Below are 17,298 nucleotides of genomic sequence, written 5' to 3' on the forward strand. Positions count from 1 at the left end.
TCCGCCACCTCATGGACAGCAGCACGACGGCCGGCCTGTGGGACCGGCTCACGGGCATACAGACCGCACCGGAGCAGTGGCTGGTGATAGCGACCGGCGTGGTCGCGCTGGCCGCTGTGGGGCCCCGCCCGCTGTGGCGGCTGTCGCGCAATGCCATCACCATCGCGCACGAGGGCGGGCACGGCCTGCTGGCGCTGCTCACCGGGCGCCGGCTGAGCGGGATACGCCTGCACTCCGACACCAGCGGGGTCACCGTCAGCCGGGGCAAGCCGACGGGGCTGGGGATGGTCCTGACCGCGGCCGGCGGCTACACCGCGCCCTCACTGCTCGGCCTCGGCGGGGCGGCCCTGCTGTCGGCGCACCGGATCACGCTGCTCCTGTGGGCGGCCACGGCCCTGCTGGTGGCCATGCTCGTGATGATCCGGAACGCGTACGGGGCGCTGACGGTGGTCCTGACCGGCGGAACCTTCCTGCTGGTGTCCTGGCTGACCCCGGCCGAGGTGCAGGCGGGCTTCGCCTACCTCGTCGTGTGGTTCCTGCTGCTGGGCGGGGTCCGGCCGGTCTTCGAGCTGGGCGCCAAGCGGCGGGGCGGCGGCGCGCCCGATTCCGACGCCGACCAGCTGGGACGCCTCACCCACTTGCACCCCGTGGTGTGGCTGCTCTTCTTCCACGTCGTCGCGCTGTGCTCGCTGGTCGGCGGCGGCCGCTGGCTGCTCGGCCTGTGACCACCCTCTGAGACCGGAGGGCGATCAAGATCCGGGCCCGGAGGAAGCCACTAAAGTGGGGGCCATGACCGAGACCCCCGCCCCTGCCCTCTGGCCCGCTCCGCTCGCCGATGGGACCGTCCACGCCACCGTCACGGTGCCGGGGTCCAAATCGGTCACCAACCGCGCCCTCGTGCTCGCCGCCCTCGCCTCCGAGCCGGGCTGGGTGCGCCGCCCGCTGCGCTCGCGCGACTCCCAGCTGATGTCGGACGCGCTGCGCGCGATGGGCGTGGGCATCGAGGAGACCGTCTCCTCCAGCTCCGCCGGCGCCGGCGCGAGCGGCGAGGCCTGGCGGGTCATCCCGGCGGCGCTGCACGGCCCGACGACGGTGGACGTCGGCAACGCCGGGACGGTCATGCGCTTCCTGCCGCCCGTCGCCACCCTCGCCGACGGCGACATCCGCTTCGACGGCGACCCGCGCTCCTACGAGCGCCCGCTCGGCCAGGTCATCACCGCCCTGCGCACGCTCGGCGCCCGGATCGACGACGACGGCCGGGGCGCGCTGCCCATGACCGTCCAGGGCGGCGGGGCGCTGGAGGGCGGCACGGTCGAGATCGACGCCAGCAACTCCTCCCAGTTCGTCTCCGCGCTGCTGCTCTCGGCCCCGCGGTTCAACCAGGGCGTCGAGGTCCGGCACGTGGGCGGCAACCTGCCGTCGATGCCGCACATCCGGATGACCGTGGAGATGCTGCGCGCCGCGGGCGTCCAGGTGGACACCCCCGAGGCCGGCGGCGAGAAGGACGTGTGGCGGGTCGCCCCGGGCGCCCTGCTCGGCCGCGACATGGTCGTGGAGCCGGACCTGTCCAATGCGCAGCCCTTCCTGGCCGCGGCCCTGATCACGGGCGGCACGGTCACCGTTCCCGACTGGCCGCGCCGCACCACGCAGCCCGGTGACGCGCTGCGCCGGATCTTCACGGAGATGGGCGGGTCCTGCGAACTGACGGACGCGGGGCTGGTCTTCACCGGCACCGGCAAGATCCACGGCATCGACGTGGACCTGAGCGAGGTCGGCGAGCTCACCCCGGGCATCGCGGCGGTGGCGGCCCTGGCCGATTCCGAGTCGGTGCTGCGCGGGGTCGCCCACCTGCGGCTGCACGAGACGGACCGGCTGGCCGCGCTGACCAAGGAGATCAACGCGCTCGGCGGCGACGTCACCGAGACCGAGGACGGCCTGCGCATCCGGCCGCGCCGGATGCACGGCGGGGTGTTCCACACGTACGAGGACCACCGGATGGCCACCGCGGGTGCGGTGATCGGCCTGGCCGTGGAGGGCGTGCAGATCGAGAACGTGGCCACGACCGCGAAGACCCTGCCGGACTTCCCGAAGATGTGGACGGACATGCTGGCCGGGGACTCGGGACCCGAAGCGGGTGCGGGAGCGTAGGGCACGTCATGCGCAGGTACGGCAAGAACACCGACGAGGACGACATCCGCCAGCGCCCCAACCCCAAGGGCAACCGGCCCCGGACGAACATCCGGCCCAAGCACGAGGACGCCTCCGAGGGCTTCGTCCTGACCGTCGACCGCGGCCGGCTGACCTGCCTGGTCGACGGGCGCACGATCACCGCGATGAAGTCCCGGGAGCTGGGCCGCAAGGCGGCGGTCGTGGGCGACCTGGTCTGGATCGTCGGTGACCTGTCCGGCAAGAAGGACACCTTGGCCCGCATCGTGCGGATCGAGGAGCGCAAGTCCGTCCTGCGGCGCACCGCGGACGACGACGACCCGTACGAGCGGGTGGTGGTCGCCAACGCCGACCAGCTGGCGATCGTCACCGCCCTGGCCGATCCGGAGCCGCGGCCCCGGATGATCGACCGCTGCCTGGTGGCGGCGTACGACGCCGGGCTGGAGCCGCTGCTGGTGCTGACCAAGTCCGACCTGACCTCCGCGGACAAGATCCTGGAGATCTACTCGACGTTCGGCCTGAACTACGTGGTCACCAACCGCGAGGAGCTGGCCGCCGGCGACGCGGCCGAGCGGGTCCGCGAGCGTCTGACCGGCCGGATCACCGCCTTCGTCGGCCACTCCGGCGTCGGGAAGACCACCCTGGTGAACTCGCTGGTCGCCGAGGGCCGCCAGCGTGCCACCGGGCACGTGAACGCGGTCACCGGCCGCGGCCGGCACACGACCACCTCGGCGCTGGCGCTGCCGCTGCCCTCGGGCGACGGCTGGGTCATCGACACCCCGGGCGTGCGTTCCTTCGGCCTGCACCACGTGGACCCGTCCCGGGTGATCCTGGCCTTCCCGGACCTGGTGCCCGGTACGGAGGAGTGCCCGCGCGCGTGCAGCCACGACGAGCAGGACTGCGCGCTCGACAAGTGGGTGGAGGACGGCCACGCGGATCCGGCGCGGCTCTATTCGCTGCGGCGGCTGCTGGCGACGCGGGAGCGCCGCGAGGGCGACTGACCGACCCGGCGGGCATGCCGTGTTTGTCGGGGGACCTGTCTGGATAAGTGCATAATCGCACCAAGTGACGCGATGTCACATGACGCGGGGAGGCATTCGCCATGGCGTGGCTGCTGGTCGTCGTCGCCGGACTCCTGGAGACCGGTTTCGCGGTCTGCCTCAAGCTCTCCCACGGATTCACCCGACTGTGGCCGACCGTCGCCTTCGCCTGCTTCGCGCTCGGCAGCTTCGGCCTGCTGACGCTGGCCCTCAAGAAGCTGGACGTGGGCCCGGCGTACGCGGTCTGGACGGGCATCGGCGCGGCCGGTACCGCTATCTACGGCATGGTCTTCCTCGGCGACCTGGTCTCCACCCTCAAACTCGTCTCGATCACGCTGGTCATCCTGGGGGTCATCGGGCTCCAGCTGTCCGGATCGGCGCACTGAGCAGCCCGATCAGCTCCCCCGGACCCGGTTCCTCCCCCGGCGCGATCACGTAGGAGAGGGCGAGCCGCACCGCCAGCTCGCACCGCTGCGGCCCCTCGCCCGGCGTGAGCGCGGCGGCCGCCCGGTCGCGCACCGTCCGGGCGAGCTCACCGGGCCCCGGTTCGCGCCTGCCCGCGGCGGGCAGGCCCGGCCCCCAGCTGCCGGTGAGCAGGGCCCGTACGAGGGGGTGCGCGCGGGCGGCCCGTACGGTCCACTCCGCGACCGCGGCGAGCCGCTCGGGGGCCCGGACCGGGGTGGACAGGACCCGGTCCACCCCTTCCAGGTACCGGTCGGCCTCGCGCCGGACCAGGGCGCGGCCCAGGCCCGCCTTGCCGCCGAACTCGTTGTAGAGGGTCTGCCGCGACACCCCGGCCGCGGCGGCCACGTCGACCATCCGGACGTCCGGCCAGGGGCGCGCCGAGAGCGCCGCTGCCGCCGCGTCCAGCAAGGACTCCCGGGCTGCCGGCATCCGCGCCTCCCCGCCTCGGTTCTCCGGCCAGAGTTGACGGGGCGCCAGACCCTGTCAAGGGCGCATCGGCTGTCAAGGGGCTCGTCCGGCCGCGCCCGGCCGGCCGCAGTGTGGACCTCGTTGGCCGGGGTCGGGGAGTCTCGCTACTGTTCGGGCATGCCCGAGTATGACGATGACCTGCGCCTTGCCCTCGAACTCGCCGACGCGGCGGACGTCGCCACGATGGAGCGGTTCCGCGCCCTCGACCTGAAGGTCGAGACGAAGCCGGACATGACCCCGGTGAGCGAGGCGGACAAGGCCGCGGAGGAGGTCGTCCGGGCCGGCATCACGGCGGCCCGGCCCGACGACGCCATCCTGGGCGAGGAGTACGGGCTCAGGGGCAGCGGCCCGCGCCGCTGGGTCGTGGACCCGATCGACGGTACGAAGAACTACGTGCGCGGGGTCCCCGTCTGGGCGACCCTGATCTCCCTGATGGCGGAGGGCGAGGACGGCGTGTTCCGCCCCGTGGTCGGCGTGGTGTCCGCGCCGGCGCTGGGCCGTCGCTGGTGGGCGTCACAGGGTGGCGGCGCGTACTCGGGCGGCGCGCTCGGCGAGCCCACCCCGATCGGTGTGTCCCGGGTGGGCGGGCTGGGCGACGCCTCGTTCGCGTACTCCTCGCTGAGCGGCTGGGAGGAGCAGGGGCGGCTGCCCGGCTTCCTGGACCTGACCCGGGCGTGCTGGCGCACCCGCGGCTACGGAGACTTCTGGCCGTACATGATGGTCGCGGAGGGCTCCCTGGACCTGTGCGCCGAGCCGGAACTGAACCTGTGGGACATGGCGGCCGTCGCGGTCGTGGTCCAGGAGGCGGGCGGCCGCTTCACCAGCCTTGACGGGGTCGACGGCGTGCACGGCGGGAACGCTGCGGCGTCGAACGGACTGCTCCACGAGGAGATGCTCGACCTGCTCCGCCCGCGCGCCTGACACACCCGTGCGCCGGGCGCGCTCCTTTCGCACGCCTCCTTGCTGGCCCTCCCGGTCCGTGGGAATCTGAGAATCCCCCCCGCTTGTGCCTTTGTGAAGCGTTTCACTGGAGGCGACTTCGCGCTGTGCACCCACCCAAGCGGGGGACTCACCCCAGGAGGTGGCTCTCTTCATGCTCGTCCGTGACGCAATGAGCACCGTGATCCTCACCCTCGGACCCGCACACACCCTCCGGCAGGCGGCCTGCCTGATGTCCGGCCGGCGCGTCGGCGCGGCCGTCGTCCTCGACCCCGACCACAGCGGAATCGGCATCCTGACCGAGCGCGACATCCTCAACTCGATCGGCGCGGGCCACGATCCCGACCGGGAGTCGGTGGGTGCGCACACCACCAACAACGTCGTCTTCTGCACTCCCGACGCAACGCTGCAGGAAGCCGCCGAGGCCATGGCCCACGGCGGTTTCCGGCACCTGATCGTGCTGGAGCACGGCGGACCGGTGGGCATCGTGTCCGTGCGCGACGTCATCCGCTGCTGGGTCCCGGCGCGGCGCGCGGTCTCCGCGTGAAACGGCGCCGGGCCGCAGACCTGCGAAGAGGTCTGCGGCCCGGCGTCCTGCTACGGCAAGCGGTCCCCGTCAGGCGCGGAGGGCCTGGACCGCGGCTTCGAGGCGCTTGCCGAAGTCGCCGTCCGCCTGGCGGAAGTTGTCGATCGCGCGCTCGACGATGTCGTCGCGGGAGACCTTGGCGATGAAGCCGGAGAGGTTATCGATCAGACGGCCCTTCTCGTCCTCGGAGTACAGGCGGTAGAGGTTGCCGGCCTGGACGAAGTCGTTGTCCTCGCTGTGCACGGGGGCGGCGTGGTTGCCCGTGCCACCGGTGACCGCGACCGGCTGCCACAGCGGGCGGCCGGTCTCGTGCGGGCCGCCGAAGCTGTTCGGCTCGTAGTTCTTCGCACCCTTGTGGCGGCCGTCGTACAGGTGGCCGTCACGGGAGTTGGTGCGCGCCTCGGTGGCGTGCGGACGGTTCACCGGCAGGTGGTCGGCGTTGATGCCGACGCGGTAGCGGTGGGCGTCGCCGTAGCCGAAGAGGCGGCCCTGGAGCATCTTGTCCGGGGACGGACCGATGCCGGGAACGAAGTGCGCCGGGCTGAAGACGGACTGCTCGACCTCGGCGAAGACGTTCTCCGGGTTGCGGTTGAGCTCCAGCTTGCCGATCTCGATCGGCGGGTAGTCCTCGTGCGGCCACACCTTGGTGAGGTCGAACGGGTTGAAGCGGTAGGTCGCGGCGTCGGCCGCGGGCATGATCTGGACCTGCACGGTCCAGGTGGGGAAGTCGCCGCGCTCGATGGCCTCGCGCAGGTCGCGCTGGTGGGAGTCCGGGTCCTCGCCGGCCAGCCGGTTGGCCTCGGCCTGAGTGAGGTTCTTGATGCCCTGGTCGGTCTTGAAGTGGTACTTGACCCAGAAGACTTCGCCGGCCTCGTTGTTCCACTGGAACGTGTGCGAGCCGTAGCCGTTCATGTGGCGGTAGGAAGCCGGGATGCCGCGGTCGCCGAACAGCCAGGTCACCTGGTGCGTGGACTCGGGCGACAGGCCCCAGAAGTCCCAGACGTTGTCCGCCTCCTGCGAGCCCGTGTACGGGTCGCGCTTCTGGGTGTGGATGAAGTCGGGGAACTTGATGGCGTCCTTGATGAAGAACACCGGGGTGTTGTTGCCGACGAGGTCGTAGTTGCCCTCTTCGGTGTAGAACTTCAGCGCCCAGCCGCGGGGGTCGCGCACCGCGTCGGCGCTGCCCAGGTTGCCCGCGACGGTGGAGAAGCGCAGGAAGGTCTCGGTCTGCTTGCCGACCTCGGACAGGAAGGCGGCACGGGTCCACTGCGAGACGTCACGGGTCAGCGTGAAGGTGCCGTACGCGCCGGCGCCGCGGGCGTGCACCACGCGCTCCGGGATGCGCTCGCGGTTGAAGTGCGCGAGCTTCTCCAGCAGGAGCTGGTCCTGGACCAGAACGGGACCGCCGAAGCCGGCCGTCTCGCTGTTCTGGTTGTCGGCCACCGGCGCCCCGGCCTCCGTGGTGAGCGGTCCCTGCGTCACGTGCGCCTCCTGCGTCATTGCTGCGTGTCCTGTCCTTGGCCTTTGCCGTACTCGATCCTACGATGGACTTTGTCTAAGTCAAGTAAGCATCCAATTCCGCACTGGTTCGGGAGTTACACCGAATCCCCTCGCTGTTAGGCTGATGTCTATGAGTGACCTGCTGGAACGACTTCGCGGACGCGGCTGGCGCATGACGGCACAGCGGCGCGTCGTGGCCGAGGTGCTCGACGGTGACCACGTGCACCTGACGGCCGACGAGGTGCACGCACGCGCCGTGGCCAAGCTGCCCGAGATCTCGCGCGCGACCGTCTACAACACGTTGGGCGAGCTCGTTTCCCTCGGCGAGGTCCTGGAGGTCGCCACGGACCGGCGCGCCAAGCGGTACGACCCGAACGCCCACCGGCCGCACCAGCACCTGGTCTGCGCGCAGTGCGGCGCCATCCGCGACGTCCACCCCGCGGGCAACCCGCTGGCCGACCTGCCCGACTCGGAGCGCTTCGGCTTCGTCGTGTCGGCGGTCGAGGTCACCTACCGCGGCGTCTGCCCGAACTGCGCGAGCGCCTGATACCGGACGACAGAAAGGCCCGGCCCCCTGCGGGGTCCGGGCCTTTGCGCATCCCCGGGCACTTCGCCCATGGAAACGACTCAGGGCCCGGATCCATTGGATCCGGGCCCTGAGTCTTCAGTAGCGGGGACAGGATTTGAACCTGCGACCTCTGGGTTATGAGCCCAGCGAGCTACCGAGCTGCTCCACCCCGCGTCGGTGAACCCAACGTTACGTGAAGGCCCCCGGCAGATGCAAATCGGTTAACCGGGGGGCGAGCGGGGGTCCGGCCGGGGCCCCGGCCCGGCCCCGCACCCGGTTCACGCCGAGAGTTCCTCCGCCAGGGCCTCGCGCAGCCGGGCCGCGCGCTCCGAGACCTCCGCGGGCCCCAGTTCCATGGCGCGGGCGCACCACTTCTGGCCCTCCGCGAGGTCGCCGTGGCGGGCCGCCAGCAGCCCCAGCCGCAGGGCGGCGCGGCCGTGGCCGGCCACCGCCGCGCGCGTCCACCACAGGGCCGCCTCCGGCTCGCTCCCCTCGCGGGCCAGCAGCAGGCCCAGGTTGAACGCGCCGTTGCGGGACCCGGCCTCGGCCGCCTCCCGGTACCAGCGGGCAGCCGACTCCATGTCGCCGCGGGCGGCCGCCAGCATGCCGACGCGCACCTGGGCCCGGCGGTGCCCCAGCTCGGCGGCCCGCTCGTACCACTCCTCGCTCTCGGTGCGCGGGGCGCTGCCCACCGGCTCGCCCAGCGCCGGCGGCTCCGGCGGCGGAGCCAGCGACTCCAGCAGCGCGGCCAGGCGGAACGCCGCCTCTGCGCTGCCGCCGCCCGCCGCGCACCGCAGGTGCCGCTCGGCGGCCCGCTCCTCCCCGTCCCGCACCAGCGCGATGCCGACCTGGAGGGCGGCGTCGGTGTGGCCGGCCGAGGCGGCCCGCTCGTACCACTTCAGCGCCGTGCGGTCCTCGTCGCGGCTGGCGAAGAGGATGCCGAGGTTGAAGGCTGCGTCGACGCTGCCCGCCTCCGCGGCCTTCGAGAACCACGGCTCCGCGCCCGCCGCGTCGCCGACCTGGAGCAGCATGATGGCCAGCGCGTTGGCCGCTTCGCGGTGGCCGGCGTAGGCGGCGCGCCGGTACCACTGCTCGGCCTGCGCGGTCCGGTCCTGTGCGGCGCACAGCAAAGCAAGGTTGTACGCCCCGTTTTGATCTCCGGCGTCCATGGCGGTCCGGTACCAGCGCTCCGCGGTCTGGGTCTCGCCCCGCGCGGCGTGCAGCGCGCCCAGGGCGTTCGCGGCGTTGCCGTCGCCGTCCTTCGCCGCCCTGTGCCACCACGCGGCCGCGCTCTCCTCGTCGCCGGCGTCGCGCAGCAGGAAGCCGAGCGCGCACGCGGCCCGCGCCTCACCCTGCTTGGCGGAGGTCAGGTACCAGCGCCCGGCCTCCTTGAGCTCCCCGCGCGCCTCCAGCAGGGCGCCCAGGTGCAGCGCCGCGCGCCGGTGCCCGCGGGCGGCGGCCTGGCGGTACCACTGCTCGGCCTCGGCGGGGTCGCCCTTGCGCAGGTGCCTCGCCAGCCGGTAGGCGGCCTCGCGGTGACCCTGTTCGGCGGCGGCGCGGAACCACCGCTCAATGCCCTTGTCCCCGCGGTGCTCCAGCAGGTCGGCCAGCCCGTACGCGCCCAGTGCGTGGCCGGATTCCGCCGCCTGGCGCAGCCAGTACTCGGCGGCCGGCTCGTCCCCGCGCTCGCGGAAGTGACGGCCCAGGGCGTGCGCGGCGGGCGCGGAGCCGGCCACGGCGGCGACCCGCCACCAGCCGGCGGCCTCCTCGGGGTAGCCCCGCTGGAGCAGCAGGACGCCCAGGTTGTTGGCGGCGGCGCGGTCCCCCTCGGCGGTGGCCCCGCGCAGGTACGGCTCGGCGCCGTCCAGGTCTCCGCGGCGCAGCAGCAGCGCGCCGAGCACGCTCATGGCACCGGGGTCGCCCTTGTCGGCGGCCACCCGGTGCCGGGCCTCCAGCTCGGCGTCGCTCGCCGCGTCGGTCTCGGCGAACATCTCCTGTGCGAAATCCGCATCGGTCAGCGCGGTCTGCGTGTCGGCAACGGGTGCCGACTCGTTGGCTCCTGTGCCCGCTTCGGCCTGCGCCCTCACAAACCGCCCTGTCTCCAGCAGAGTTGACCTGTCCCCCATAAATCCCATCGTCGCATCACCTGCTACCCGCGTACACCTGGTATGTCGCAGTCAGTGAGGTCACTACAGCGTTTTGTCGACATGCCCACAGTGAGGTAAGTCAAACACGCTCCTGCCCCAACTCACCCACCTCAGCTACCGCGTGTCCCGTCCGGACATGACGAAGGCCCGGATCCCATGGATCCGGGCCTTCGTTTTCAGTAGCGGGGACAGGATTTGAACCTGCGACCTCTGGGTTATGAGCCCAGCGAGCTACCGAGCTGCTCCACCCCGCGTCGGTGAAACCACAGTATCACGACGCGGGACGGAACCCTCACTCTTTGATCATCAGCCGCCCGAGGGAGGGGGCGTGGCCTTCGCCTCCGCCTCGATCGCCCGCTTCAGCGCGGCCTTGATGTCGTCCTGGGCCTTGCCGAAGGCCGCCCAGTCACCGGCCTGCCTGGCCTTCTCGGCCTCCTCGATCGCCTTCTGGGCGTCTGAGAGGGCCGCCTTGACCGTCGGGTCCTGGTTGGTCGGGGGCGTGACGGTGCCCTCGCCCGGCGGCTGGGCCGGCGGCACCGGCGTGGTCGGGGCCTCGGCCCCGAAGACCACGTTCAGCGCCTTCTCCAGGGTGTCCTCGAAGGCGGTCTGGTTTCCGTAGGTCACCAGCACCTTGCGCAGCAGCGGGTACTTGAGGCCGGAACTGCGGACGTAGACCGGTTCGACATAGAGCATCCCGCCGTCGAGCGGCACCGCGAGCAGGTTGCCGTACTCGATCTCCGAGTCACCACCGCGCAGCAGGCGGATGGACTCGGCGATCTTCGGTTCGGACTGGAACTTGCTCTGCACCTGGCCGGGGCCCTCCGGCGGCTTGCTGGTGGGCATCTTCAGGATGCGGATCTTGCCGTAGTCCGCGGTGCCCGGATCGGCGTTGACCGACATGAAGGCGCTCAGGTTGGGCCGCTCGTTCGGCGTGAAGGTCGTCGTGAGCGAGAAGACCTGGTCCTTCTCCTTCTGCTCCGGCATCTTCATCGACAGGTAGTACGGCGGAACCGCCGTGCCGGCCTTGGTCGTCGGGTCGTCCGGGACGGCCCAGGCCTCACTGCCGCTGAGGAAGGTCTGCGGGTCGGTGACGTGGTACCGCGTCAGCAACTCGCGCTGGACCTTGAAGAGGTCCTGCGGGTAGCGGAGGTGGTCCATGAGCGGCTTGTCGATCTCGCTCTTGGGCTTCACCGTGCCCGGGAACGCCTTCATCCACGTCTTCAGGACCGGGTCCTGGGTGTCCCACTGGTACAGGTCGACCGAGCCGTCGTACGCGTCGACGGTCGCCTTCACCGAGTTGCGGATGTAGTTGACCTGGTTCTCCTGGGCGACCACCGCGCGCTGGCTGTTGGTCAGCGAGTCCGCGGTGCTCTGGCCCAGCGTGGTGCGCGAGGCGTACGGGTAGCCGTTGGTGGTCGTGTAGGCGTCGACGATCCACTTGATCCGGCCGTCGATCACGGCCGGGTAGGGGGCGCCGTCGATGGTCAGCCACGGGGCGACGGCCTCGACGCGCTGCTTGGGCGTGCGGTTGTAGAGGATCCGCGAGCCCTCGCCGATGGCTCCCGAGTACAGGATCTGCGGCTCGCTGAAGCTCAGCGCGTAGGCGGCCCGGTTGACCGGGTTGTCCAGGTTGACGCCGGAGTCGCCCTTGTAGCTGGTCTCCTTCTCGCCCTTGTCGTCCGAGTAGTCGAGCTCCTTCTGCGGCCCGCCGACGATCGAGTACTGCTTCGTCTGCTCGCCGTAGTAGATCCGCTGCTCGAAGTCCGTGCCGAACATCCCCTTGGAGGGCAGGTCGGACTGGGTGAAGTCGGGGGCGCCGTCCTTCACGGTGGTGCCCTTGGCCGCGACCACGCCGTAGCCGTGCGTGTACTTGAAGTGGTCGTTGATCCAGTTGTTCTTCGGGATGCCGCCGATGTTCAGCTCACGCAGGCCGATGACCGTGTCCTGGCCGCTGTACCGGTCGACGGCGAGCGTGGACGGGAAGGCGTAGTAGCCCTTGACCTGCTGCAGCTGCTGGAAGGCGGGCGAGACGATGTTCGGGTCGAGGAGGCGCAGGCTGGCCGTGGTGTCGGCCGCCGACCGCAGCTTGGTGCGGTCCTCGGTCTGCGGCACGCCCGGGTAGTCCTTGACCTCGGCGCCGGCGATCCCGTAGGCGTCGCGCGTCGCCTTGATGTTCTTCTGGACGTACGGGGATTCCTTGGCCTGCTCGTTCGGCTGGACCTGGAACTTCTGCACGATCGCCGGGTAGAGCCCGCCGATCAGGATCGCCGAGAGCACCATCAGGCCGAAGCCGATCACCGGCAGCTGCCAGGTGCGGCGCCACAGCGTCGCGAAGAACAGCACGGCGCAGATCGCGGCGATGGCGACGAGGATCGTCTTCGCCGGCAGGTAGGCGTTGGCGTCGACGTACCGCAGGCCCGTCCAGTTGTCGGCGGCCTTGAAGTCGCTGGACTTCACGGCGAGGCCGTACCGGTCGAGCCAGTACGCGACCGCCTTGAGCGTGACGAAGAGGCCGAGGAGCACCGAGAGGTGCCCGGTCGCGGCCGCGGTGGCCCGGGCGCCCGGGCTGGTCACGCGCAGTCCGCCGTACAGGTAGTGCACGACGGTCGCGGCGATCACCGACAGGACGACGGCGGCGAAGCCGAAGCCCAGCAGGAAGCGGTACCAGGGCAGGTCGAAGGTGTAGAAGGACACGTCCATGTGGAACTGGGGGTCCTTCGTGCCGAAGGGCACCCCGTTCACGTACATGAGCCAGGTCTTCCACTGACCGGCCGCCGAGGCTCCGGCGATCAGGCCGACGAGCACCGAGATGCCCAGGAGCAGCCACTTCTTGTACGGGGCGATGCTCATCCGGTAGCGGTCGAGGCTCTGCTGCTCCATCGACATCGCGCTGAGCGGCGGCCGCAGCCGGTGCGCCAGCCAGATGTTCAGCCCGACCGCACCGGCCATCAGCAGGCCGAAGACGGCGAAGAGGCCGATCTTGGTCCACAGCGTGGTGGTGAAGACGGTGGAGTACTTCACGGAGCGGAACCAGAGCCAGTCCGTCCAGAAGCCAGCGAACATGATGAAGAGCATTCCCAGGACGGCCAGCACGCCCAAGGTCATGAGGAGAGTGCGAGCACGCCGGGAGGGGCGTCCGACTCTCATCCGTGGCCCGGAAGGGCCTCCGCCGCGGTCCGGCATCTGGAAAGCCAAGGTGCGCACCTCGAAAGTCGCTGAGTACTGGTATTGAACGGACCCCCGATCGTAGAGCCCATTCATGCAACTTACTGAGGCTCCGGTCAGTTCCCGGTATGGGGCGGAAAGGAGGCAGGATGTTGTCCATGTCCAACGTTTCGCCTTCCCCCGGCACCCCCATGGCGGCCAGCCCGCTGACCCGCGCCTGTCTCGAGATCGACGAGTACGCGGCCGGCCTCGGCTGGGACAAGCCCGCGCGGCTGTTCGCGCTGGTCGACACCGCCCGGCTCAAGAAGCAGGAGCCGCGCCTGGCCTCCCAGCTCGGCCTCGACAAGGACGACGCCGGCAAGAGCTCCCTCACCCCGATCGAGCAGGACACGGTCCCGTCCGGGACCCCCCTCGACAAGTTCCTGGGCACCATCGCCTGGCCCGACGCCGTTGTCGGGTGTGCGCTGACCGTCGAGCGCCTGATGCTGCCGCCGTCCGCGGAGGCCTCCGTACCGGAGGGCCTGAGCGACAAGCAGCTGTCGAAGTGGGTCGCCTCCCACCCGGAGCGGCAGGAGGTCCGGCTCACCGTGGCCGTGCTGCGCGACGGCTCGCGGGAGTCCGCCGTACGGCTGCGCGAGAAGGACTCCTCGACGGAGGTCCTCACCGGCGGGGGCCTGGTGCCGGGCCTGGCCGAGGCCCTGGCCGCGACCTTCGCCTAGGCCGCCCTTTCGGAGCTTGCCGGCTGGGCCGGGGAGGCGGACCGGTCAGGGCTTGGCGCTGCACTGCGGCAGCCCGGCCGTGTCCCCCCTGCTGATCTTCTGCAGCGACTTCGTGGCGTCGTCGATGGTGGAGACCTTCACCAGCGTCAGCCCGTCCGGCACGTTGGAGGCCGCGGAGGCGCAGTTGTCTGCGGGGGTGAGGAAGTACTCCGCGCCGGCCTTGCGGGCGCCGATGGTCTTCATCTGGATGCCGCCGATGGGACCGACCTTGCCGGCGTCGTCGATGGTGCCGGTGCCGGCGACGAACTTCCCGCCGGTCAGGTCCTCCGGGGTCAGCTTGTCGACGATGCCCAGCGCGAACATCAGCCCGGCGCTCGGGCCGCCGACGTCGGCGAGCTTGATGTCGATCGTGAACGGGAAGGTGTGGTCGCTGCCGGCCCGGATGCCGACGATGGCACGGCCGTCGCCCTCCGCCTTGCCGGCGGTGACCGTGACCTTGGAGGTGCCGGTGGGCTCGCGGCCGGCCTTCGCCGCCGCGGCGGCGTCGGCGGCGGGCACGATGGTGAACTCGACCGGTTCGCCGGGCTTGTGCTTGGTGACGAGCTTGGCCACGTCCTCGGGGGCGGTGACGGGGGCGCCGTCCACGGCCTTGACCACGTCGCCGGCGTGCAGCCGGCCCTCGGAGGGGCTGTCCTTGACCACGGAGGCGACGATCACGCGGGGCGTGACCGGGATGCCCAGCTGCTTGAGCGCCGCGACCTTGGCGCTCTGCTGCGACTGGCTGAACTCCTCGGCGTTCTCCTGGGTGGACTCCGCGTCGGTCTTGCCGTTCGGGTAGAGGTTCTCGTGCGGGACGACGATGTTGTCGCCGGCCAGCCACCCGTAGACGGCCTCCACCAGGTTCATCTCGTAGTCGGCGCCCGTGACGCGCACCGTCGTCATGTTGAGGTGACCGCTGGTCGGGTACGTCTTGCGCCCCGAGATGTTGAGGACCGGCGCGCCCTGCGAGTCCCCGAGCGTGTTCACGGTCGGGCCGGGGCTCATCTCGGAGTACGGGACCTTGATGAACACCCCTGCGCAGAGCAGCGCGAACAGCACCAGGGTGGAGGCGAGCATCGTCGCGGTGCGGCGTGGCATGGATCCGACAGTACGGGACGGCCCCGGCGAGCGGCCCTCGGGGCCGGTCCGTACGGGGTCCGTGCGCGAAACTCTCAGCGAAATCTCAGCGGGATCTCACGGGGTGCGCGGTGCGGAGCGGGAGGGAGCGGGGTGGAAGGGAGCGGGGCGGGACGCCCCGCGCCGGGTCGGACGGCGTCGGACGGCGTCAGACGGCGTCGGAGGCGGAAGCCGCCTCGGCCTTCGCCCTGACCTGGTCGGCGTTGCCGTGACCCTGGCCGTTGCCCATGGCTTCACGGAACCGTGCGTAGCCCGCGAGCTCGGATATGTCGCCTTGCGTGCGGTCGCGTGCCGCCCAGCTGCCCCATATCGCCGCGCCGATCGCGGCGACAAGCGGAATCAGCAACCACGCCAGAGATGCCATGGGCGTGCCTCCCTACCCCGAAGTGCGTTCCGTTGGTGGCTTCAACGCTCGTGCCCGTAGGGGGGTTACGCAAATCGAGGGCGTGTTGCGCGGCCGAACGGGTGTGAGGGTACCCTCCCGTCGATCACGCTCCGCAACCGGGGTCGGCCTGCCCGGCCGGTGCCGTCAGCAGGCGCCGACCCACTCCTCGGAGCCGTCGGCGAAGGTCTGGTGCTTCCAGATCGGGACTTCGTGCTTGAGGTCGTCGATCAGCATCCGGCAGGCCTCGAAGGCCTCCCCGCGGTGCGGGCAGGAGACCGCGACGACCACGGCCAGGTCGCCGACGCTGAGGTCTCCCACGCGGTGCACGGCGGCCAGGGCGCGGACCGGGTACTTGGCCACGACGCGCTCGGCGATCCGGCGCATCTCGGCCTCCGCCGTCGGGTGGCAGGAGTAGCCGAGCGACTCGACGTCCGCCCCGCCGTCGTGGTTGCGCACCGTGCCGACGAAGAGCGTCGTGCCTCCCGTGGCGTCGTCGCCGACGGCCCGGAAGACCTCGTCGATCGAGAGCGGGGTTTCGCGGATCTCGAGCAGCCGGACGGGGTCCTGGGCGGCCTGCTCGCCGGGGTGGTCGAAGTGCGGTGCCATACCGTCCATCGTGCCCTAGCCGCTGACATGGCGAAATAGCTGAATCGCCCGGCCCGCGGCCCCGGCCTTGGGAGCCTCCTACAGAACCGGCGCCGCGGGATCAGATCCCGCGGCGCTTGCGGGCCAGGCGGACCGCGGCGGCCGCGCCCAGCAGCGCCACCGTCGCGCCCGCCGCTCCGGCGGCCGTGGCGGCGTCCCTGCGGCCCAGCCTGCGGCCCGCGACGGTGTGGCGGCCCGCGACCTCCTGGAGGAGCTCGGCGAGCACCTCCTCGTTGGTCCAGCGCGGCCGCCAGCCGGCCGCGTGCAGGCCGCTGACGCTGACCACCCAGGGGTGCATCGTGTACGCGAGGTCGCCGGCCGGGGACGGGGTCAGGCCGATGCGGTGCAGGCGGGCCGCGGCGCCCAGCGCGACCGCCGAGGGCAGCTCCATGCGGCGGATGCCGCTCAGCTCCTCGACCTCCTCCTGCTCCAGCCACCCCTCGCAGCCCACGGCCAGCTCGCCCTCGACCTTCTCCAGGGCCGCGTACTCCAGGGCGCTGACCAGGTCCTCCACATGGCAGAACTGCCAGGTGGGACGGGATCCCGCGACCACGAGCAGGCGCGGGGACTCGAAGTACCGGGTCAGGGCGGTGTCGGTGCCGCCGACCAGGACCGCGGGGCGGACCACGGTGACGTTGAGCCCGGGGTGCGCGCGGGGCGCCCGGCGGCCGAGGCGCTCGATCTCCAGCAGGTCGCCGACGCCGGTCGCCTCGGCGGTGGCCCGCAGCTCGGAGTCCTCCGACAGCGGGATGTCGTTGTCGGGCAGGGCCCCGTAGACCATCGCGGAGGTGCACAGCACGACGCGGTGCACGCCGGCCGCGGCGGCCGCCGTGAGGACGGTCTGGGTCCCGCGCACGTTGTACGCCGTACGGGCCGCCGGGTCCGTCTCCAGGTCGAGGTCGAGGGCGAGGTGGACGACGACGTCCGCGCCGCGCAGCTTCTCGGCGATCGCGGGGTCCCGTACGTCGAGTACGTGCCACTGCGCGGCCGCGCAGTCCCCGCGCCGCTCGTCGATGGCGACGACCTGCTTGACCTCGTCGGAGGCGGCGAGGCGGCTCACGAGGGCCGCACCGACGCCCGAGGCGGCGCCGGTCACCGCGATCACGGGGCTGGGCCGGCGCGGGCTTTCCGGGTTTCGCGGCGGGCGAACGCCGGAGGCGCCGTCGCCGTGCTCGGGGCGGTCGTCGTCCTGCGCAGCGCGGCTGCGCTTATCCGAAACGTGCGGATCTGGGGAACTCACCGGGCGTCTCCAGCGGTTGTCTTCAGTAGGGACGCGCCGTGACGCGTACCCACCAGGTGATGTCCATCCTGCCGCAGCCCAGGAGTCGG

The 17,298-nt window shown here is 71.5% G+C and carries 16 protein-coding genes and 2 tRNA genes; 8 read left to right on the top strand and 10 right to left on the bottom strand.

What is annotated here, in order from left to right; genetic code table 11:
• Positions 1-11: 11 nt before the first annotated feature.
• From OHA91_RS13515 to OHA91_RS13530, 4 genes are all read left to right on the top strand, one after another.
• On the top strand, positions 12-725 hold the full coding sequence (locus tag OHA91_RS13515) for a M50 family metallopeptidase (protein WP_031151599.1): 714 nt from the start codon (positions 12-14) through the stop codon (positions 723-725).
• Positions 726-789: 64 nt separating this feature from the next.
• The gene (gene aroA, locus OHA91_RS13520) at positions 790-2,148 is read left to right on the top strand and encodes a 3-phosphoshikimate 1-carboxyvinyltransferase (protein WP_328739280.1); all 1,359 of its coding nucleotides are present in this window, start codon (positions 790-792) and stop codon (positions 2,146-2,148) included.
• A gap of 8 nt (positions 2,149-2,156) precedes the next feature.
• Positions 2,157-3,167 (top strand): ribosome small subunit-dependent GTPase A, encoded by a 1,011-nt coding sequence (rsgA, locus tag OHA91_RS13525; RefSeq protein WP_031151595.1) that lies wholly within the window; start codon positions 2,157-2,159, stop codon positions 3,165-3,167.
• 101 nt (positions 3,168-3,268) lie between these two features.
• Positions 3,269-3,592, top strand: a complete 324-nt coding sequence (locus tag OHA91_RS13530) for a DMT family transporter (protein ID WP_030658800.1) — start codon at positions 3,269-3,271, stop codon at positions 3,590-3,592.
• On the opposite strand, the gene OHA91_RS13535 is transcribed toward OHA91_RS13530, so the two are convergent.
• The gene (locus OHA91_RS13535; protein ID WP_031151592.1) at positions 3,558-4,100 is read right to left on the bottom strand and encodes a TetR/AcrR family transcriptional regulator; all 543 of its coding nucleotides are present in this window, start codon (positions 4,098-4,100) and stop codon (positions 3,558-3,560) included. The two genes, OHA91_RS13530 and OHA91_RS13535, sit on opposite strands and share 35 nt — an antisense overlap.
• Before the next feature lie 156 nt (positions 4,101-4,256).
• Here OHA91_RS13535 and hisN point away from each other — a divergent pair, with 156 nt between their 5' ends.
• Both hisN and OHA91_RS13545 read left to right on the top strand, forming a co-directional pair.
• Positions 4,257-5,060, top strand: coding sequence for a histidinol-phosphatase (hisN, locus tag OHA91_RS13540; protein ID WP_031151589.1), 804 nt, complete (start codon positions 4,257-4,259; stop codon positions 5,058-5,060).
• A 172-nt stretch (positions 5,061-5,232) separates the two neighbouring features.
• Complete coding sequence (locus OHA91_RS13545) at positions 5,233-5,625, top strand: CBS domain-containing protein (RefSeq protein WP_031151587.1); 393 nt, start codon at positions 5,233-5,235, stop codon at positions 5,623-5,625.
• A gap of 69 nt (positions 5,626-5,694) precedes the next feature.
• On the opposite strand, the gene OHA91_RS13550 is transcribed toward OHA91_RS13545, so the two are convergent.
• A complete protein-coding gene (locus OHA91_RS13550) occupies positions 5,695-7,164 on the bottom strand; it encodes a catalase (RefSeq protein ID WP_328739281.1) in 1,470 nt (489 codons plus the stop codon).
• Between the two features lie 130 nt (positions 7,165-7,294).
• On the opposite strand from OHA91_RS13550, the gene OHA91_RS13555 reads away from it, so the two are divergent.
• Positions 7,295-7,711, top strand: coding sequence for a Fur family transcriptional regulator (locus OHA91_RS13555; RefSeq protein ID WP_031151582.1), 417 nt, complete (start codon positions 7,295-7,297; stop codon positions 7,709-7,711).
• Between the two features lie 121 nt (positions 7,712-7,832).
• On the opposite strand, the gene OHA91_RS13560 is transcribed toward OHA91_RS13555, so the two are convergent.
• The 4 genes from OHA91_RS13560 to OHA91_RS13575 form a co-directional block, all read right to left on the bottom strand.
• Positions 7,833-7,906 (bottom strand) — tRNA-Met (locus OHA91_RS13560).
• A gap of 104 nt (positions 7,907-8,010) precedes the next feature.
• The gene (locus OHA91_RS13565) at positions 8,011-9,867 is read right to left on the bottom strand and encodes a tetratricopeptide repeat protein (RefSeq protein WP_107064719.1); all 1,857 of its coding nucleotides are present in this window, start codon (positions 9,865-9,867) and stop codon (positions 8,011-8,013) included.
• A gap of 192 nt (positions 9,868-10,059) precedes the next feature.
• Positions 10,060-10,133: transfer RNA gene (locus OHA91_RS13570), tRNA-Met, on the bottom strand.
• Positions 10,134-10,185: 52 nt separating this feature from the next.
• Positions 10,186-13,062, bottom strand: coding sequence for a UPF0182 family membrane protein (locus OHA91_RS13575; protein ID WP_051893190.1), 2,877 nt, complete (start codon positions 13,060-13,062; stop codon positions 10,186-10,188).
• A gap of 131 nt (positions 13,063-13,193) precedes the next feature.
• Here OHA91_RS13575 and OHA91_RS13580 point away from each other — a divergent pair, with 131 nt between their 5' ends.
• The gene (locus OHA91_RS13580; protein WP_078959330.1) at positions 13,194-13,763 is read left to right on the top strand and encodes a PPA1309 family protein; all 570 of its coding nucleotides are present in this window, start codon (positions 13,194-13,196) and stop codon (positions 13,761-13,763) included.
• 45 nt (positions 13,764-13,808) lie between these two features.
• Here OHA91_RS13580 and OHA91_RS13585 read toward each other — a convergent pair whose 3' ends face one another.
• The 4 genes from OHA91_RS13585 to OHA91_RS13600 all read right to left on the bottom strand — a co-directional run bounded on the left by OHA91_RS13585 (position 13,809) and on the right by OHA91_RS13600 (position 17,209).
• On the bottom strand, positions 13,809-14,900 hold the full coding sequence (locus OHA91_RS13585; RefSeq protein WP_031151572.1) for a YlbL family protein: 1,092 nt from the start codon (positions 14,898-14,900) through the stop codon (positions 13,809-13,811).
• Between the two features lie 187 nt (positions 14,901-15,087).
• A complete protein-coding gene (locus OHA91_RS13590) occupies positions 15,088-15,303 on the bottom strand; it encodes a hypothetical protein (RefSeq protein ID WP_031151570.1) in 216 nt (71 codons plus the stop codon).
• Positions 15,304-15,468: 165 nt separating this feature from the next.
• Positions 15,469-15,930 (bottom strand): molybdenum cofactor biosynthesis protein MoaE, encoded by a 462-nt coding sequence (locus tag OHA91_RS13595; RefSeq protein WP_031151569.1) that lies wholly within the window; start codon positions 15,928-15,930, stop codon positions 15,469-15,471.
• Between the two features lie 100 nt (positions 15,931-16,030).
• A complete protein-coding gene (locus OHA91_RS13600; protein WP_031151567.1) occupies positions 16,031-17,209 on the bottom strand; it encodes an SDR family oxidoreductase in 1,179 nt (392 codons plus the stop codon).
• Positions 17,210-17,298: the final 89 nt, after the last annotated feature.

Source organism: Streptomyces erythrochromogenes, from assembly GCF_036170895.1.
GTDB lineage: Bacteria > Actinomycetota > Actinomycetes > Streptomycetales > Streptomycetaceae > Streptomyces > Streptomyces erythrochromogenes.

What these genes read in the sequence shown, in the direction of transcription:
- OHA91_RS13515 (WP_031151599.1), top strand. Translation starts at nt 12, where the DNA reads ATGGACAGCAGCACGACGGCCGGCCTGTGGGACCGGCTCACGGGCATA.
- aroA (WP_328739280.1), top strand. Translation starts at nt 790, where the DNA reads ATGACCGAGACCCCCGCCCCTGCCCTCTGGCCCGCTCCGCTCGCCGAT.
- rsgA (WP_031151595.1), top strand. Translation starts at nt 2,157, where the DNA reads ATGCGCAGGTACGGCAAGAACACCGACGAGGACGACATCCGCCAGCGC.
- OHA91_RS13530 (WP_030658800.1), top strand. Translation starts at nt 3,269, where the DNA reads ATGGCGTGGCTGCTGGTCGTCGTCGCCGGACTCCTGGAGACCGGTTTC.
- OHA91_RS13535 (WP_031151592.1), bottom strand. Translation starts at nt 4,100, where the DNA reads ATGCCGGCAGCCCGGGAGTCCTTGCTGGACGCGGCGGCAGCGGCGCTC.
- hisN (WP_031151589.1), top strand. Translation starts at nt 4,257, where the DNA reads ATGCCCGAGTATGACGATGACCTGCGCCTTGCCCTCGAACTCGCCGAC.
- OHA91_RS13545 (WP_031151587.1), top strand. Translation starts at nt 5,233, where the DNA reads ATGCTCGTCCGTGACGCAATGAGCACCGTGATCCTCACCCTCGGACCC.
- OHA91_RS13550 (WP_328739281.1), bottom strand. Translation starts at nt 7,164, where the DNA reads ATGACGCAGGAGGCGCACGTGACGCAGGGACCGCTCACCACGGAGGCC.
- OHA91_RS13555 (WP_031151582.1), top strand. Translation starts at nt 7,295, where the DNA reads ATGAGTGACCTGCTGGAACGACTTCGCGGACGCGGCTGGCGCATGACG.
- OHA91_RS13565 (WP_107064719.1), bottom strand. Translation starts at nt 9,867, where the DNA reads ATGGGATTTATGGGGGACAGGTCAACTCTGCTGGAGACAGGGCGGTTT.
- OHA91_RS13575 (WP_051893190.1), bottom strand. Translation starts at nt 13,062, where the DNA reads ATGCCGGACCGCGGCGGAGGCCCTTCCGGGCCACGGATGAGAGTCGGA.
- OHA91_RS13580 (WP_078959330.1), top strand. Translation starts at nt 13,194, where the DNA reads ATGTTGTCCATGTCCAACGTTTCGCCTTCCCCCGGCACCCCCATGGCG.
- OHA91_RS13585 (WP_031151572.1), bottom strand. Translation starts at nt 14,900, where the DNA reads ATGCCACGCCGCACCGCGACGATGCTCGCCTCCACCCTGGTGCTGTTC.
- OHA91_RS13590 (WP_031151570.1), bottom strand. Translation starts at nt 15,303, where the DNA reads ATGGCATCTCTGGCGTGGTTGCTGATTCCGCTTGTCGCCGCGATCGGC.
- OHA91_RS13595 (WP_031151569.1), bottom strand. Translation starts at nt 15,930, where the DNA reads ATGGCACCGCACTTCGACCACCCCGGCGAGCAGGCCGCCCAGGACCCC.